The 2,664-nt window shown below is 32.7% G+C and carries 2 protein-coding genes; both read left to right on the plus strand.

Annotated elements, in window-relative coordinates:
- Positions 1-145: 145 nt before the first annotated feature.
- Positions 146-757 carry a recombinase family protein gene (locus tag MWG72_RS15385; protein WP_247144425.1) on the plus strand — a complete coding sequence of 204 codons (612 nt, stop codon included), beginning with the start codon at positions 146-148 and terminating at the stop codon, positions 755-757.
- Positions 758-1,622: 865 nt separating this feature from the next.
- Positions 1,623-2,522, plus strand: a complete 900-nt coding sequence (locus MWG72_RS15390) for a LysR family transcriptional regulator (protein WP_247144426.1) — start codon at positions 1,623-1,625, stop codon at positions 2,520-2,522.
- Positions 2,523-2,664 lie beyond the last annotated feature (142 nt).

A 2,664-nucleotide genomic window follows, 5' to 3' on the forward strand; every position in this document is an offset into this window, starting at 1 on the left:
CCAAGGCATGGCTTTTAGTTATGCTTTTTTTATCAAAAGAGTATAGCTGAATAATAAAAGTCAGAAGCTTAAGACAAGTTATCATTTAACTTACTTCATAGGTTAAAAGAGAGTATTATCATTGAACCAATGAAATTATCACTAAATGATAGTAATGAATACACGTATTTATCTACGAGCATCTACTAAAGACCAAGATGCACAAAGGGCCTTGCAGATTCTCCAGGATCTAAATCAAGACCTGAATTTGGGCAAAACCATCGTATATGTTGAAAACTATAGTGGTACGAAACTAGATCGACCTGAATTGAATAAGCTACTGTCAGAAGCAAATCAAGGTGACACCTTGTTGGTTGAAAGTATTGACCGATTATCACGCCTAACCCAACGAGATTTTCAAGAGCTGAAGCGCAGGATTCAGGAGAAAGGACTTCGATTAATTGTGGCAGATCTTCCTACTACCTATCAAATGATTCAAACCAATGACAGCATTACTCATTCAATCCTGGACTTCATCAACAATATGCTGATTGATCTCCTAGCAACGATGGCCCGCCTGGACAATGACAAACGTATAGAACGTATTAAGCAGGGCCTAGCGCGTTCGGGTTACAAGCCAACAGGCAAGAAGGCCAATGAGGCTAAACACAAACGAATAAAAGAGCTACTAGTGGCGGGAAATATGACTAAGGATGAGATTGCGAAAGCAGTAGGTTGTGGGATCGCGACTGTTTATAGAGTTGCTAAAAGTAGTTAAAAGAGACCTGTATCAATGCTTCCCCTATGTCGTATTTATTTGCAACTGGAAAAAGCATACTTAAAGATTAAAATAAGGAATTAACAATGAGAAGGCATTTGATTTTCCTAACTTTTATAGTGATGATTTTTATTTTAGCTCTATTTGTGAAGATCAATAATGATCAGGAAAAAGCACAAAAGCTAAATAAATTGGAGCTAGTTGAAAAGAAAGTTAATTAAGTAAAAATTGAGTTATACTTTTTCAATAACGATAATAACTAAGCCCAGAGAAAACCTGAATCCAGTGCCACACCCACTTGGGTTTTTTTTATATTTTAGAATAGTATTTTAGCAAACATCATAAAAGACCGGCCTATTCCCAAGCCGATCTTTTACATCGTCGAGCATCATGACTTTATCATAGATATATGAATATTAAGATAAATAAAAAGCCCTATAGTCTCTCCCGTTACTATAAGGCTTATAAATCTCTGCAACTTTTTTCTTAATTACCTACTTTCTTTCCCATGTAGGTTATGAATATATTTTACCGATAGGTAAAATATAAAGATATAAGACAAAAGATGAATATGCTAGGAGTTTCGCGTCCAATCAACTAATTTTGCATAACTGCCATTATGTTAAATGACGCTTAATCAACTAGTAAATCTATAGGATCTATAGAGGAGTTAGAAAATTTTCCAGTGTATTTGTCATAAGATTGGGCCGCTAAGCAAATCGCGACCATAGCTGTAAATACAATAATTTTATTCTTAATAGCCATTTTTAATTTCAACCAAATTTTATTTTGTTGAATAAAAGATATAAAAAATAAACCATCTAATCTAATATAGAAAAATCATCAATCTATCTTTTTTTGATATATGTTAACTTTTAAGCAATGTAATTATTTAATAAGTATCGTAGAAGAAGGGAGTTTTATTGCAGCTTCAGAAAAGCTATTTATTGCTCAGTCTGCTTTAAGTAGGCAAATCAAAAATTTAGAGGATGATTTAGGCTTTAATATCTTTGATAGATCAGAAAAAAAAATAAAACTTACTCGTGCAGGACTAGCTCTTTATAAAAGTTTAAAGACCCATCTTGAGAACTTTAGTAATTCAATTGAGTTAGCTAAAAAGATTAGCCAAGGAGAAGATAGAACAGTGAAAGTTTGCCACTCTAGTAGCATTATATTGGATAAAAAAAAATTAAAAATATTAGACGATCTATGTGAACAGTATAAAGTTAATATAGAAATTAATACGGTATCATCAGAAGCTCAAATTGAAGCAATATTAAACGGTGGCATTGATATAGGTTTTATTCGTCCTCCGGTCTATCATTCTTTAGATGAACTAGGTTCTATGAGCTTATATAAATCATCTTTATATGTAGCGGTATCCGCCTCTGATCAAAATTTTAATGATAAAACTATTGTAGATATAAGGGATTTAAAAGATTTAAGGTTCGTTTCGACTCCACATGCTGAACGTGGAGGCCTAAGTTATTTAGCATCTAATCTTTGCTTAAGCAGTGGCTTCTCGCAGAAAAGAGCAAGAATATCTTCAAGAAAATTATCACAATTGGATTTAGTGGAAAATGGCTTTGGTATATGTATCGTACCGGAAGAATTTTCCACAGTTCTTCCTAAAGACGTAAGATTAATTTCAATTAATGATCGAAATAATCAATCCGAGGTTAAATTGATTTGGAAAAAAAATAATGATCAGCTCATTGAGAATTGTGTTAAAGCTATTCATAAATCTTATAAATTAAATTCTTAAAATTTTCTCAAATTAACATACTACGGATTATACGAAGCCCCGATCTTAGATTGGGACTTAACATTTTGTGTTATTCACCAATTAAAATGTCTATGCGATAAACCATTTAAAATGTCCTGTTTTTAACCACAAGAGTCAAGCA

The organism is Acinetobacter lwoffii (assembly GCF_022967985.1).
Lineage (GTDB): Bacteria > Pseudomonadota > Gammaproteobacteria > Pseudomonadales > Moraxellaceae > Acinetobacter.